Annotated in this window: 12 protein-coding genes; 2 read left to right on the top strand and 10 right to left on the bottom strand. The window is 49.6% G+C overall.

Annotated elements, in window-relative coordinates:
- Positions 1-2: 2 nt before the first annotated feature.
- The 5 genes from BMZ51_RS10470 to dctP all read right to left on the bottom strand — a co-directional run bounded on the left by BMZ51_RS10470 (position 3) and on the right by dctP (position 6,375).
- Positions 3-1,235 (bottom strand): branched-chain amino acid ABC transporter substrate-binding protein, encoded by a 1,233-nt coding sequence (locus tag BMZ51_RS10470; RefSeq protein ID WP_068011243.1) that lies wholly within the window; start codon positions 1,233-1,235, stop codon positions 3-5.
- A gap of 356 nt (positions 1,236-1,591) precedes the next feature.
- Complete coding sequence (locus BMZ51_RS10460) at positions 1,592-2,956, bottom strand: TolC family outer membrane protein (protein WP_068011245.1); 1,365 nt, start codon at positions 2,954-2,956, stop codon at positions 1,592-1,594.
- 412 nt (positions 2,957-3,368) lie between these two features.
- Entirely contained in the window at positions 3,369-4,658 is a 1,290-nt protein-coding gene (locus BMZ51_RS10455; RefSeq protein ID WP_068011247.1) for a TRAP transporter large permease, read from the bottom strand.
- The gene (locus BMZ51_RS10450) at positions 4,658-5,257 is read right to left on the bottom strand and encodes a TRAP transporter small permease (protein WP_068011249.1); all 600 of its coding nucleotides are present in this window, start codon (positions 5,255-5,257) and stop codon (positions 4,658-4,660) included. Before BMZ51_RS10450 ends, BMZ51_RS10455 begins: the two co-directional genes overlap by 1 nt.
- Before the next feature lie 83 nt (positions 5,258-5,340).
- Positions 5,341-6,375 carry a TRAP transporter substrate-binding protein DctP gene (dctP, locus tag BMZ51_RS10445; protein ID WP_068011251.1) on the bottom strand — a complete coding sequence of 345 codons (1,035 nt, stop codon included), beginning with the start codon at positions 6,373-6,375 and terminating at the stop codon, positions 5,341-5,343.
- A gap of 595 nt (positions 6,376-6,970) precedes the next feature.
- Between dctP and BMZ51_RS10435 the strand changes: the two genes are divergently transcribed.
- Together BMZ51_RS10435 and BMZ51_RS10430 are read left to right on the top strand one after the other, a co-directional pair.
- On the top strand, positions 6,971-7,849 hold the full coding sequence (locus tag BMZ51_RS10435; protein WP_068011255.1) for a MurR/RpiR family transcriptional regulator: 879 nt from the start codon (positions 6,971-6,973) through the stop codon (positions 7,847-7,849).
- Between the two features lie 23 nt (positions 7,850-7,872).
- Positions 7,873-8,724, top strand: a complete 852-nt coding sequence (locus BMZ51_RS10430) for a carbon-nitrogen hydrolase family protein (RefSeq protein ID WP_068011257.1) — start codon at positions 7,873-7,875, stop codon at positions 8,722-8,724.
- A 110-nt stretch (positions 8,725-8,834) separates the two neighbouring features.
- Here BMZ51_RS10430 and BMZ51_RS10425 read toward each other — a convergent pair whose 3' ends face one another.
- From BMZ51_RS10425 to BMZ51_RS10405, 5 genes are all read right to left on the bottom strand, one after another.
- The gene (locus BMZ51_RS10425) at positions 8,835-9,059 is read right to left on the bottom strand and encodes a formate dehydrogenase subunit delta (RefSeq protein ID WP_068011258.1); all 225 of its coding nucleotides are present in this window, start codon (positions 9,057-9,059) and stop codon (positions 8,835-8,837) included.
- 103 nt (positions 9,060-9,162) lie between these two features.
- Complete coding sequence (gene fdhF, locus BMZ51_RS10420; RefSeq protein ID WP_068011259.1) at positions 9,163-12,033, bottom strand: formate dehydrogenase subunit alpha; 2,871 nt, start codon at positions 12,031-12,033, stop codon at positions 9,163-9,165.
- Positions 12,030-13,595: a formate dehydrogenase beta subunit gene (locus BMZ51_RS10415; RefSeq protein WP_068011260.1), complete on the bottom strand. Its 1,566-nt coding sequence runs from the start codon at positions 13,593-13,595 to the stop codon at positions 12,030-12,032. The genes fdhF and BMZ51_RS10415 overlap by 4 nt, the downstream gene beginning before the upstream one ends.
- Positions 13,595-14,071, bottom strand: a complete 477-nt coding sequence (locus BMZ51_RS10410; RefSeq protein ID WP_068011261.1) for a formate dehydrogenase subunit gamma — start codon at positions 14,069-14,071, stop codon at positions 13,595-13,597. Before BMZ51_RS10410 ends, BMZ51_RS10415 begins: the two co-directional genes overlap by 1 nt.
- Positions 14,072-14,163: 92 nt before the next feature.
- On the bottom strand, positions 14,164-15,072 hold the full coding sequence (locus tag BMZ51_RS10405; RefSeq protein WP_068011262.1) for a LysR family transcriptional regulator: 909 nt from the start codon (positions 15,070-15,072) through the stop codon (positions 14,164-14,166).
- Positions 15,073-15,086: the final 14 nt, after the last annotated feature.

Here is a 15,086-nt window from a genome sequence, read left to right as displayed (position 1 = left end):
TGTTAGGATGGTCGCCGCATTTTGCATGTCGTTGGTAATGCGGTTGCTGCAGCAGAGATTAGAGCATCTGTTTTAAATCCAAACCCGGTATTTTCTACATCCCGCTCAACGTCATCAGAAAACGTTGAGATATAAAGCGGTTGCAACAGCTGGTGGTCCTCTGCCCGCATGGTCACTTCACCATATGGAGACTCATAGGTCATACCTTCCAGTTCACCAGCAATCTTAGGAATATCCAACGATCCCACAGCTTCAACCGCCTTGTCCAGCATATGCATAGCCGTGTAGACGCGCTGGTAGAACATATCCAGATGATAGGTATCTTCAAACCCGTTCATCCGCGCAAGCTGCTTCTCTGAGGTCTCAATATTCTCATGAAACTCGGTGATTTGTTTCACAAGGCCAAGCGCACTTTCTCCCATCGCCGTCGGCGCACCAAGCCCGCCGCCATAAAACGTAAGATAAGGAACATTGTGCCCCGAAGCATTGGCTGCCTTCACCAGCAGCGACATATCAGTGCTCCAGTTCCCAGTCAGAACAGCATCAGCTTTCGCATTAATCATTTTTTGAACGTAAGGGGTAAAGTCCTTAATTTTTGCAACCGGGTGAAGCGCCGTCCCAACAATTTGAATATCAGGGCGCTTCTCCGTGATCATGGATTTTGCAGCTGCTGTAAACGCACGGCCGAAGGAATAATCCTGTGCTAAAATATACACCGACTTGATGTCTTTCTGATCGCGCAACCAATCCGTAAGGCCAGCCATTTTCATATCAACATGCGAGTCAAAACGGAAATGCCAATAGTTACATTTGGCGTTGGTTAAAGCAGGGTCAACAGCTGCATAGTTCAGGAAGATCAGCTCGTCACCAGGATTGCGTTTGTTGTGTTTTGCAATCGCATCAGTCAGCGCACTAGCGACACTGGAACCATTGCCCTGCGCAATAAAACGAACGCCTTGATCAATCGCCTTTTGCAGCTGAATAAGGCTTTCTTTCGGGTTTATTTTATTATCAAACCCGACAATCTCCACCGGCATACCAGCCATGCCACCAGATGAATTAATTTCACTTGCGGCATGAAGGAAATGCTTAAGCCCACCATCACCTGCAGTTCCAAACGGGCCAGAAAGCGGATCAATATACCCAATCTTTATAGTTTCTGCTTCCGCAGAGAGAAGACTGCCAGAAAGTAGAAATGCAGACAGACTAATCTTCCAAACAATACCTTTAGGCATAGCAACCCCTCCCAGAGAACCACAACAAATTAATTAATTATTACGTTAATGAGATATTCAATAGTTTATATTGTCAAGTAATAAGTAAAACACAATTCCGCATAGTGGCTTAGCTCCTTTTGAGACATTTTTAAACACCGATTCATCTTGGATTGAAGCAACCAAAACGATGCCCCCTCCCGGTACTAAGTGCAGCCTGCAGAATATAAATCCAGCTTTCCACCAAAACACCTCTAAAAACCTTAGGTCCGTCCTCATTGCCCGCAGCACACAAAAGATGAAAAGACCTTCACCACCTGCTGACCAATCCGCTCTTTCCAAGTGCACGAAACTTGCAGCTGCGACAGCTCGTGTGCTTAACGCAGCGGCTCCAGCGTGAAACCCGCCGCGGCAGGAAGAATTGAAACCTCCCGATGAGGATCGGCTCGTGATTCAAGCGGCGGAGTAATATCAAAGCCGGCTAAGAGTTGCCCCATAGAACCTTGCAATTGGTAGGTAGAAAACTTCAAAATATACTGAGCTGAAATCAGGTCTACCTGACTGCCAAACAGGGCATTTTCTGCATTCAATACATCCAGAAGAGACCGCCGCCCAATATTGTACTCCTGGCGGTACCCATCAACGACACGTTCATTGGCTGACACCACTTGGCGTAGCGCTGTGATACGTTCTTGCGTTGTTTGCACTGAGGCCCACCCCTGCTCAACGGCCTCATCAGTCTGGCGCCGCACCCGATCAACACGGGCTTGCGTCTCAGCAAGTTGTTCAACGGCACGGCCACGCATCGCTTTGTCATAGCCACCGTTAAAGAGATTCCACTTCATGCGAAACATAACGCGGTAGTCGTCGCTACGCCCTTCATACCCATTCATGTCATCGCCAAAGTTTGCAAACCCCGTCATGGTAATGCGCGGCAGAAAGGGAGACTTAGCTTGCTTGACAGAATACCCCGCAGCATCGCTATCAGCTCGCGCCGACAAGATCATCGGATTGTTCTTTCGCGACAATGTAAGCGCGGCGCTCAAGCTATTCGCTGCACCAGCCTCCGCTGCTGGCACCGCACTTAGGTCACTGGGAGCCACTCCAATCACGCGGCGATATTTCGCCATTGCGTCCAGCAGAGACTTACGCACACCAGCTGTAATCACTCGGGTCGCAGCAACACGCTCCTGCACCTGTGCCAAGTCCGAAACACTAATCGCACCTCCCACGTAACGCTCTTTAACCTGCTCGGCTAACTGTTGATGCAACGCAGTATTTTCCAAGGATCTCTTTAAGAGCTTCTGGTGCCGCAGCACATCAATATATGCCTCGATCGCATCAAGGGCGATCATTTCTGACTTCTCCAGAACGCGCAGCGCAGCCCCTTCAACCCGTGCGCTCTGGCGATAAATGTCATTGACTGAGCCAAAGCCGTCAAACAACAACTGCTCCGCCTCAATGCTCACCTGTTTGGCAGCACGCCAATACTCATTATCATTGAACTGCACTTTGCGAAGACGCTCAGCACCGAACGAAGCGTTAATGCTGAGTTTTGGCAAAAACGCACTCTGTGAAGCGCGCAGATCCCGGTCGCGCACTCTTCGACTTGCAGCGGCCTCAACAATATCGGGGCTCGTCAAAACTGCAGTCTCAACGGCTTCTTTTAAGGATGCACATTGAGCTGAACTACTGACCAAGACGCCGACAAAACACGCAAAGGAACACCCTAAAAGACGCATTGCTTACACCCGACTGTTTTACTGAGAGATTGTTTTCCTCAAACAGACAGACGCAATAGAACGCACAACAGCACGTACCTTTATCACCCATTCAAGAAAAACATCAAAAGAAGAACTTATTAAGTAAAATCACACGGCTATTTTTTCTGCAATATGCTTCTTCACAAGACAAATAGTACTATGAAATACATTGAGACGCCCAATATCTCAGAGCAACATCAAGCAAGTGCATAAGTAAAAACGATAAAATTGAAAACAGCATTCATGCGTGCGTACTACATTATCTAAATCGACAATTTTAACCCGTTAAATATTGGGTGCAGAGGTTTACGGCGCTTGAAGCCCTCAGCACAAAAAGAAAAGGCGGACACCTCTGGCGCCCGCCTTTTTATCAGCAACTTTTCCAAGAAGTTTAGTTCAACAGCAAGTTTGGAACAAAGAGCGCCAGCTGCGGAATAAACGTCGTCAGTACCAAAGTCGGCAACCACGCAAAGAATATGAACATCAAAGTCGGCTTCAGCATTTTATCTACCGAAGTAGCCGTGACCTTGGAGCCCAGATACAACAACGGAGCAGTTGGCGGGGTTATGTTTGCCATGCCAAGGTTCACACCCAGAACGGCCGCAAAGTGGATCGGGTCCATGCCCACGCCCTGCACGATAGGCAGAAGCAGTGGCGTTGAAAGCAAAATACCGGAGATATCATCCATCAACATGCCGATGATGATCATGACCAGATTCACCATCAAGAGGATGACAATCGGATTTTCGGAAATCGAATAAACAAACTCCTCAGCGATTGCCGGAATGTCTTCAAAGATCAGGAAGCGACTTACAATCAGCACCATGAAGATCATCGCCATCACCACACCGATGGTAATACCCGAGTTCAACACAGTCTCACGGAAAGTCTTCCAGGTCAGACCACGGTAGATGTAGATTGCAACAGGGATCGCGTAGATCACAGCCACACCAGCAGCTTCAGTCGGGGTCATGACGCCCCCGTAGATTCCACCCAGGATAATCAAAGGCATCATCAACGCTGGGAAGGCTTTCAAACCACGGCGCTTGAATTCCACATTGAAGTTCTCAGGGCGCGACTCCAGTTTGATATCCTTGTGCTTGCGCAGCATAAACTGGTTCACGATGATCAGAAGGCTGATCAAGATGATACCCGGAATTACCGTAGACAAAAATGCGCGCAGAACGGACTGTTGAGCAACCCATGCATACAGAATGTGAGAGGCGCTAGGCGGAATAAGCAATCCAAGCGGGGCAGCACTCACAATCAATGCAGCAGACTGACCTTCAGGATAATTTGCCTTGCGCAAATGCGGCATCATGATACCGCCAATGCAGGTCAATGTGGCGTTTGCACTGCCGGAAATTGACCCGAACACACCGGAGGCAAGCACAGTTGCAGCAGACAACCCACCTTTAATATGGCCAATGAACAGCTCTGCAAGCGAAACAAGAGGGGCAGCTATGCGGCCCTTCTCCATAATACCACCTGCAATGATAAACAGCGGGATAGCAAGCAGCACCAAGGAGTTCATTTTCCAATGGCCAGTTGGCAGATAACCAGCCACGTCATGCCCGCCCATATAGGCAAGGAAGATAAGAATTGCGCCAAACGCTAAGTGTACACTCACACCCAACAGCAACAGGCCGCAAAGAATAACAATAGACCCAACGATAATCATTACGCAGTTTCCTGTGCTTTTACTGGTTCGTCGTCAGGGACAACACGTTCCGCAATCTCACGCGCCTCGCGCTCCGGCCATTTAGGGCCGTTTCTAAGCAGCAAATAGAAGTGGAGCACAGCAAAGATTGTCATGAAGAAGAAGCCAAGAAAAATGCCCAGACGCGGCACAAAAAACGGGATCTTCAACCCAACGGTGGTTTGCCACATTGGGTAGGATGCAATCTCTTCTTGAAGCATAAGGAAGCCCCAGTAAGTGACCACACTTAATACAGTGATTTCGATAATCTCAACAACCAACTCGCGCCACCAGATGATGCGCGGGTTGCTGATCAAGAATCCAAGCACATCTGCGTTGACGTGCTCTTTGCGTGCTGAGGCGACAGCAGCAGCCATGAAGAACATCCAAAAACTGATCATCATCAGCCATTCTTCATAGGCAAAAAGGTTTCCACTAAAGCCATAACGGACAATCACAACCATAAAGAATGTGAGCGCCATGATTACACCGCCTGCTGTAATCATGAAGTTCATCAGTTTAATTATGCCGTTCAGCGGCTTAGCAACCGTTTTGGGAAGTTCACTTGTCAGAATACTCATCTGAATTTTGCCCTTCGTTATGAAAACAACTTACTCATAGAAAAGGCTGACGCAGGACGTGCGTCAGCCTAAAAGAGAAGGGCTTATTTAAAGTCCTTCTTCAGACGGTCAATTGTTTCCTGGCCAACAACTTCAGCCATAGCTGGCCATACTTTTTCACGCACGCGCTCAGCAAGAACCTGCTCTTGCTCTGGTGTAAAGCTCAGCACTTCGTAACCAGATTCTACGAGTTTCTGCTTGAACTTAGCATCGTTTTCTTTGTTGAACTGGAAGTACTGCTTAGACGCTTTGTCGAATGCAGCCTTTACAACAGCGCGCTGCTCTTCATTCATCTTATTCCAGGTCTTCATAGAACCGTAGAAAGAGTTGATTTCAGAGATCGCGTTGTATTCAACGAAGTATTTGCCGATGTTACTTTTCGCAAAGATTGTGTAGGCAGCCTGCTTGGTGCAGCACAAGGTACCATCAACAATACCGGACTGCATTGCTGGGAACATGTCACCCCAAGCCATTGTGGTTGTGTTATAGCCCAGTGTTTCCGCCATGTCTTTTACAACAGCAGAAGACCATACACGGATGTTCATGCCCTTGTCGCCAAAGCCTGCGTAATCGTCAGGCTTTTTGTTTGCTACAACGCCAACAAAACCTTCTGGGTTGTGGTTGAACAGCTTCAGACCGAGATTTTCAAGACGCTCGTTGATGATCTTGTTGTACTCAGAATCTGGGTTCAACATCACATTTTCAAGGTCGTCCCAGCTGGTGAACAGGTACGGCATGGACATGATGTCGAGAACAGGGTCTTTGTGGGAGTAAATAAACGCCATCACAAAGTCCACGTTTCCGCGGATAGTGTCTTCAACTAGGGATTCACCAGAACCCAGCTGGCTTGCAGGGAAGACAGAAACTTTCAGTCCTACGTCTGCAGCCTCAATTTCCTTCTCGATCTGCTTCAGCATTTTGGTGCCTTCGTGATCGACAGGCACAGTACCTGCGATTTTCAAACGCAGATCTGCTGCATAAACAGAAGAAGCCAGTGTCAAAGCAACTGCACTTGCAGCGCCAATAGTCAGCGCGCGGCGGAAACCTTTTGATACAGATGTAAGGCTAGGTTTGTTCATTCTTATCTCCCTCTAACCATCCAGATACGCACAACGTGCTTATCACTATCTCCCGGATGGTCGATTATGCCTCTTACAACCCGCAGACTTGTGTCAGACCAGGTTGCCTAAGATTTTGGATTGCAACAGCACAGGGGCCGTGATGAGAAACACCCTTCATAGGTCTTGATGGGTGATGTCCCTTTAATTGCCGGTCCCCTTACGCCCAATAGATGTGATGACCAGCGACAGAGCGCGGTATATCCCACATGCATATTTTTACTAACAAGGAAAACATACTAGATATAATTCAAATGATCCATATTTTTTTCAGTATTGACCATTCATTACCTTATGCTCTAGTCATATACACTTATTTCGAAGAATATTTGGACGGATTGTTCTTCGGAACTTATAAATTTAGGAAAATCAAATGGCAACAGTATTTTCCGATAAAGAATAAATCACTGATATATCATTTGTTATTTCGCTGTCTTGGAAAAAATACCAAATGGGACGAACAACCAACGGACGAACAGGTGGTTTCTGCACCACTGATGTTTTTGTTCCATTTGCTCCATTTTTTATAGGCAGCGACGGGCTTGGGAGGGAAGCTATGACGAAGCACTACAAGGATACAGTTGAGCAACTGACGCGCGCCTACCCAAATTTAAGTAAGCAACTCAAGAAAAGTGCTGCTTATGTTTTGGAGTATCCAGGCGATGTGGCTACATTATCCATGCGCCAGGTCGCGGCTCGCGCAGACGTCCCCCCACCTACGATGAACAGGCTTGCAAAGTCTCTTGAGTTTGAAACGTATAACGCAATGCGCGATGTCTACCGTGGCGGGCTTGACGTTTTCTCCCCCACCTACCCTTCAAGAGCAACCGAACTACAGCTAACACATGGCAGCGCTGATCTGGAAGCTTCCATACAAGGTGTTAAAAGCGCCGCACTCGGAAATCTGAAACATCTGTTTGACAGCATTGACCGCACGCACCTGCAGCACATTATTTCATCTCTTACCTGTGCTCGAAATGTGTTCGTCGTAGGAATGCATGCAGCACATTCTATTGCCAACTACCTGCACTATGTTGCATCCATGTGTTTTCGGAACTGGCAACTCATCAGTCACAAGAACGGAGAGATCGCAGACCAGGTGGAAGGCATCAATGCCGATGATGTGATCATTGCAATCTCGCTCAATCCGTGCGCAGCGGATACAGTGCGCGTTGCAAAACGTGCATACGAAGTGGGTGCAAAAGTTATCGGAATCACAGACACGCGCACCTCGCCTCTCGCCACATACTCAACAGACCTCCTTATTACACCTGTACACAGCCCTCATTTTTTTGAAAGCTATATTGCTACAGCTGCACTTGTAGAAATGATCCTTGGCTTCTTGGTTGCCGATAGCGATCAGGAGGTCATCGATAACATTACGAAACTGGAGCGAAACCGCACTGAATTTGGCGAATATTGGCCAGAACAATAACGAACAACAACCCGGAATACTCGATGACGAAGCTCAAACTACTTGCAGGCCAGATCAAGATCCCTGTTACGACAACCGCACAAGAACGAGATGCCCACCTGCACTGTGTGATAGGCAAGTTAGATCAGCAACTTTCTGGAAATCCGCAGGATCTGGTGATATTGCCTGAGCTGTCAACCGTCGACTACTCCAGAGAGGCATTCAACAAGCTCTCGGTGCTTGCAGAGCAACTGGACGGCCCCTCGGTGCAAGCATTTTCTGCGCTTGCAAAAGCTCATAAAACAACAATTGTTTTTGGAATGCCGCGCAAGGCAGAGAATGGCTTCACAATTTCTCAAGTTGCTGTTGGACCTACGGGAGACGTAGTCGGCTTTTATGACAAGCTTCACATTTGCCAATACGGCGCCTCAATGGAAAAGGACTATTTCAACAAGGGAAACCAGCTGTTTTCATTTTCGGTAAAAGGCGTGAAAGTGGCCCCAATCATTTGTTATGATATCCGAATTCCAGAACTGAGCCGCACACTAGCAGTGCAACACGGCGTGGAGCTGCTTCTTCACAGCGGCGCATATGCGCGAGATGAAAGCTTCTTCAGCTGGCATGATTTTGTCATCACCCGCGCTCTGGAAAACCAGATCTACGTTCTCAGCCTGAACCGCGCGGGGGAGAATTTTGGTAACTCCGTATTCTGCCCTCCGTGGATAGATGAGAACACACCGCTCACGTCTTTTTCGCAAACTGAAGAGCACTTTGTCAGCATCGAAGTGGATACGCAGGTCATCGCTCAAGCCCGCAACGACTACACATTCCTCAAGGATCGTCTTGAAGACTACTCTCAGCTAAAGCACCAAGGCCCAGATGCGGGAAACAGCTAGGCCTGATGCCAAGCAAGTCATCAGGCGAAAGAGTCCCTTGTTAAAGTGACGGTCCAACTGGAGTAAATGCCCGTGCTGGACCGTGTCTTTAAGGAAGTTACACTCATTCTTTAAGGTGAACGTGCAGGCCTGCGGATGGATGGTCCGGCCTCAACCACAAGCGGATTAAGGTCCGCCCCGCCCATTTTTAAAATATCAAAGAGCTGCAAGCGCATACGTGGCTCCCAGAAATCATTAATGTGATTAGCAATACCAGCAACAGCTTCTTCGTGCGGCTTGTGCTTGAAGAAGCCAGCAATCTGGTTCGCCATGTAGGTAAGCTTTTCCGCCGACATGATCGAACTCTTATCCTCTCAACTTTACAAACGCGAATTAGGTTTAGGCATGAGCGCCTCTGACCAAACCAGAGAGGCGCTCATGCATATCTCACCTGTATTGTTACTCTGCGGCTTCGATCCGCCGGGAACGGGTTGACTGCTCTTGATATTGTTCCTGCCAATCGGTTGGGCCATTGGACAATGAAACCTGAACTGCCGTTACCTTATATTCAGGGCAATTCGTGGCCCAGTCAGAGTAGTCGGTGGTCACCACATTTGCCTGAGTGGTCGGGTGGTGGAATGTTGTATAGACAACACCGGTAGAAACACGGTCCGTGACACTCGCCCGCAAACTCGTTTCACCAGACCGGCTGACAAGCTTGATCCAGTCACCATCCTTAACACCGCGCAGTTCTGCATCATGGGGATGAATCTCCAGAACATCCTCTTCATGCCAAACCACATTTTCTGTACGTCGTGTCTGAGCGCCAACATTGTATTGGCTCAAAATACGACCAGTCGTCAGCAAAAGCGGAAACCGCGGCCCTGTTTTCTCATCCGTTGCAACGTAGTCTGTGCGAATAAACCGGCCTTTACCACGAACGAACCCATCCACGTGCATGATGGGTGAGCCTTCCGGTGTTGCATCCGTACACGGCCATTGCACAGACCCTTTCTCATCCAGCAACTCATAAGTCACATTGGCAAAGCTTGGGGTGGTTGCTGCAATTTCTGCCATGACCTGGGATGGGTGCGTATAGGTCCACCCTCCTCCCATGGCATTAGCCAGCAACTGGGTCACTTCCCAATCGGCATACCCGTTTCGAGGAGGCATAACTTTACGCACGCGATTGATGCGCCGCTCTGCATTGGTGAAAGTGCCATCCTTTTCCAGGAAGGTTGAACCTGGCAAGAAGACATGCGCATAGTTCGCCGTTTCATTCAAAAACAGATCATGCACAATCACGCAGTCCATCGCCGCAAGACCAGCAGCAACGTGCTTGGTGTCTGGATCAGACTGAAGAATATCTTCACCTTGAACATAAAGCCCTTTGAAGGTTCCCTCTACCGCCGCATCCAGCATGTTAGGAATTCGCAAACCCGGTTCATCAGAAATGGGAACGCCCCACATCCTCTCGAAGATATCACGCACATCAGCATTTTTGACATGTCGGTAGCCCGGCAGTTCATGAGGGAACGAGCCCATATCGCATGAACCCTGAACGTTGTTTTGGCCGCGTAGCGGATTGATTCCAACACCCTTCTTACCGATATTTCCGGTCAACATCGCAAGGTTGGCAAGCCCGATAACCGCTGTTGAACCTTGACTGTGCTCTGTTACGCCAAGGCCATAATAAATCGCTGCATTACCACCGCACGCATAAAGCCTTGCAGCGCTGCGAACGTCTGCCGCTGAAACCCCTGTTAGCTCTTCAATCGCCTCTGGGCTTTGTGCAGGATCGGAAATAAAATCGACGTAATCCTGAAACTCATCCCACTCACAACGCTCACGAATGAAGGTCTCGTCAAACAAACCTTCGCTTACGATGACATGCGCCATAGCTGTCACAACCGCAACATTTGTACCTGGACGCAATGCAAGGTGATGCTCTGCTTTTACATGAGGTGATTTCACCAAATCAATGCGACGTGGATCGAGGACGATCAGCTTAGCACCTTCACGCAGCCGCTTTTTCAGGCGAGAGCCAAAGACAGGGTGTCCATCCGTCGGATTGGCTCCAATAACAAGAACCACATCACAGTGCTCCACACTATCAAAGTCCTGAGTGCCAGCAGAGGTACCAAAGGTCTGACCAAGCCCGTATCCGGTTGGCGAGTGGCAGACACGAGCGCAAGTGTCAGTGTTGTTGTTTTCAAACACAGCCCGTGTAAGCTTCTGGACAAGGTATGTTTCTTCGTTGGTACACCGCGACGAGGTGATCACACCAATAGACTCTTTGCCGTAGGTTTTCTGCAGGCCTTGCAGCCGATTGGCAGCAAAGCTCAATGCTTCATCCCATGACACTTCACGCCATGGATCATCGATGCTCTCTCGCACCATTGGCTCAAGAATACGGTCCTGATGAGCTGCATATCCGTAAGCAAACCGCCCTTTAACACAAGAATGACCACGGTTGGCCTTCCCGTCTTTGTACGGCACCATGCGCACTAGTTCCGAGCCACGCATCTCCGCTTTAAAGGAACATCCCACACCGCAATAAGCACAGGTTGTTACGACAGAGCGCTCAGGTTGCCCGATTTCGATCACGGACTTTTCCTGCAAGGTCCCTGTAGGACAGGCCTGTACACACGCACCGCAAGAAACACACTCAGAATCAAGGAAGCTTTCGTTCACACTGGCAGTGACACGAGAGTCAAAGCCGCGCCCTTCAATCGTCAGCGCAAATGTTCCCTGCACTTCCTCACAAGCACGCACGCAACGTGAACACACAATGCATTTGGACGGGTCATACGTAAAGTACGGATTGGTCTCGTCCTTTGGCTTCCACTTGGCATTAAGCTCCCCGGAAGCCTCGCGCTGCTGAACATGATTTACGCCATCATATCCATACCGCACATCCCGCAATCCAACCGCACCTGCCATGTCTTGCAGTTCGCAATCACCATTGGCCGCACAAGTCAGACAGTCCAGCGGGTGATCAGAAATGTAAAGCTCCATCACCCCCCGCCGCAGCCCCTTAAGGCGCTTGGTCTGCGTATGAACCTGCATCCCTTCCTCAACCAGTGTTGTACAAGAAGAGGGCGTCCCGCGTTTGCCGTCAATCTCCACAAGGCACAGCCGACAAGAGCCAAAAGCGTCAACCATATCAGTTGCACATAATTTCGGAATCGAGATCCCCGCTTCCATCGAAGCGCGCATCACTGAAGTGCCTTCCGGCACACTCACATCAAACCCGTCGACCGTAAGAGTGACCGTATCTTCTGAGGTTGCTTGACGCGTGCCGTAGTCAATCTCTTTAATAAGTGTCATGCGTCCACTCCACCTGCTTGCTGGCTGGCTGATTTCACCTGAAAATCCTGCGGAAAATGCGTCAAAGAGCTCATCACAGGATAGGACGTGAACCCTCCCAAAGCGCATAAAGACCCCATCTTCATCGTGTCGCAAAGATCTTCCAGAAGCTCCATGTGCTCCTCAGGTCGATCCCCTCTAGCGATGCTATCAAGCACCTCAACACCGCGAACCGACCCTATCCGGCAAGGCGTACATTTACCGCAGCTCTCAATTGCACAAAATTCCATCGCAAAACGTGCTTGTTTAAGCATGTCGACGGTGTCATCAAAAACCACGATCCCCGCATGACCAAGTATTCCGTGGCGCTCTGCAAACGCTTCATAGTCAAAGATAGTATCAAACATTGAAGGAGGGAAGTACGCCCCAAGAGGCCCACCAACCTGCACCGCCTTCACCTCGCGCCCACTCAACGTGCCGCCGCCGATATCATAAATCAGCTCATTCAGCGTCAGGCCGAAGGCTGTTTCAAAAAGCCCGCCATTGCGGATATTGCCTGTCAGCTGGATCGGGATCGTACCGTGAGATTTTCCCACACCATAATCATAATAGGCTTTGGCACCGCGATCCATGATCACTGGAACGGTCGCCAGTGATATTACATTGTTGACCACCGTTGGGCGTCCAAACAGCCCCTCAATGGCCGGAAGTGGCGGTTTCGCGCGCACAACGCCGCGTTTGCCTTCAAGGCTGTTCAGCAAAGACGTTTCTTCACCACACACATAAGCACCGGCACCAACGCGCACCTCCATATCAAACGCGTATGAAGACCCCATCACTGATGGCCCGAGGATACCAGCATCCTGCGCAAGCTTGATGGCCTCACGCAAAGCAGAAACAGCAAGAGGATATTCTGAACGGGTATAAATGTAGCCCTTGGTCGCACCAGTTGCGATACCAGCAATGGCCATACCTTCAATCAGCACGAAGGGGTCACCCTCCATGATCATACGATCCGAAAAAGTGCCGCTATCGCCTTCATCAGCATTGCAGACAATATACTTCTGCTCACCTTTCGTATTGAGAACAGTGTTCCATTTGACACCGGTTGGGAACCCGGCACCACCACGTCCACGCAGCCCGCTATCAGTGACTTCCTTAACAATCTCAGCAGGCGTCATTGATAGCGCCCGTTGCAAACCAAGAAAGCCACGATGGGTTTTATAATGTTCAATCGAAAGTGGATCAGTCACACCGCAGCGTGAGAAGGTTAGACGCGTTTGCTGCCGTAAAAAAGGCATCTCCTCAGTCAGCCCATGGCAAAGTGGATGGTCCGCCCCCTCCAGCATTCCTGCATCCAACAACGAGGGAACATCGCCAGGGCGAACCGGCCCGTAAGCAACACGCCCTTGTTCTGTTTCAACCTCAACCAGCGGCTCCAGCCAATGCATGCCGCGAGACCCGTTTCGCACCACTTGTACATCAAGATTGCGCTCACGAAGCTCTGTACTAAATGCGTCTGCCACACCCTCTACACCAACGGCAACAGCAGCAGAATCGCAAGGAATGTAAACGACACCCATCACTTCACCTCCTCAACAAGCGCAAGAACGCCGGATTTATCAAGGCGGCCATGGATTTTTTCATCCAGCATTGCAGCTGGCGCACATGCACACAGTCCAAGACAATACACCGGTTCCAGTGTGATCATCCCGTCATCCGTTGTTTCATGCCATGTGATACCAAGTGCGGATTGCACACCTTCCGCCAGCTTATCGCCACCAACGGACTGACAAGCCTCAGATCGGCAGACTTTCAAGACATGCCGCCCAGCGGCTTTCTTGCGAAAGTCGTGATAAAAACTGATTGTCCCATAAACTTCAGCGCGGCTCAGATTTAAACGATCTGCAATATGTAAAAGCGCTTCCTCGGGAATATAGCCAAATTTAGCCTGCACATCGTGCAGGATTGGAAGGAGCGGTCCCTCCAGCTGTTCGTGGCTATCAACGATCGCGGCCGTTTCTTTTTCTACATCCTGCGATTGCGTCTGCAAGGCCATACGTTCCTCCATCCTCGCACGTCAATGCACCGACTTGCCACAAAATGTCGCACCTGATCAATAGCGTAAATCCGTTGAGCGATTGCACATTTCTATCGTGAAGCAGACAACGGAACCGCGCAATCTTTAATGTCTTGCGCAACACATCGCAAAAACGCATCCAAAAGAGGAGCGCGCGGCTCACGCTGCGTTGCGATCAACCCAACCATGACGCTCGCATAAGAATCTGAAATTGGAATAATTTCAAATCGATCAGATGCAATGGTCTCAGCGATTCCCTGCGGAATCACTGTTCCCCATCGGCCGGTACCCACATGAGCGAGAAGGCACATAATGGAATCTGATTGCAACACCGGTTTGGCAATCACATCAAGCTCATCAAAAATACGATCCACGATCCGGCGACATTGCATATCTGTGGTCAACAGACACAAGGGAACCTCACTAACATCTTGCAGTGAGACCTGCTTCGCACCAGACAAAGGCCCACCTTCCACAACAACGAAACAATAGCGTTCTTTGTAGAGCGGGATTCTCAAGACCCGACCCAAAGGCTCATTATCCAGATAGGTCAGCCCGATATCAATTTCCAGATTTTCCAGCTGTGTCAGAATTTCAGAGGAAGGCCGAGAAAGCACCCTATATGAAATTCCAGGGTTATCCTCACTGAAGCATCTGGTGAGTTCAGGCACATAGGTTAGGGCTGTAGGAATAGATGCGATACGCAAAGTGCCAGTCTGCCCCTTACGAACGGCCTTTAGCTCCTGTTTCATGGTCCGTGTATCAGCAACAAGTTTGCGCGCCCATTCCAGCACGCGCTCCCCCTCAGGTGTAATGCCCTGAAAGCGGGATCCGCGCAGAACCAACAAAACGCCGAGTTGCTTTTCGAGCTGCTTGATATTTGCCGAAAGCGTTGGCTGGGTCACGCCGCACTCCTCAGCAGCTTTCCCAAAGTGCCTCTCATGCGCCAACGCGATAAACATCTCCAGCTTGTCGATCATGCCTCTCCCTTCCC

Origin of the sequence: Pseudovibrio axinellae (assembly GCF_900110875.1) — a bacterium.
GTDB classification, from domain to species: Bacteria; Pseudomonadota; Alphaproteobacteria; order Rhizobiales; family Stappiaceae; genus Pseudovibrio; species Pseudovibrio axinellae.
The sequence above is the reverse complement of the archived record's forward strand: the minus strand, read 5'-3'. Positions and strand labels throughout refer to the sequence as shown.